This is a genomic window from Psychroserpens mesophilus, assembly GCF_050617655.1.
Classification (GTDB): domain Bacteria; phylum Bacteroidota; class Bacteroidia; order Flavobacteriales; family Flavobacteriaceae; genus Psychroserpens; species Psychroserpens mesophilus_A.
Genome location: NZ_JBODQC010000402.1, coordinates 1 through 246 on the forward strand (window position 1 = coordinate 1; position 246 = coordinate 246).

General features: G+C 66.3%; 1 protein-coding gene. It reads left to right on the forward strand.

Annotation, left to right across the window (positions count from 1 at the left end; genetic code table 11):
- Positions 1-246, forward strand: a 246-nt coding sequence (locus tag ACRHNM_RS17775; protein WP_431137970.1) for a thiamine pyrophosphate-binding protein, incomplete at both ends; no start/stop codon positions are given.

Genomic DNA, 246 nt, shown 5'->3' on the forward strand with positions numbered 1-246 from the left:
GGACAAATTCCAGCATATCCTGGTTCGTCACGAGCAAGCCGCCGTGCACGCGGCCGATGCCTACTCGCGCTCGTCGCAGAAGGTCGGCGTCTGCATCGTGGCCAGCGGGCCGGGCGTGGCCAATGCCGGCACCGGCATCGCCACCGCCTACATGGACTCCATCCCCATGGTCATCATCAGCGGGCAGGTGCCCACTGCGGCCATTGGCGAGGACGCCTTCCAGGAATGCGACACCGTCGGCATCAC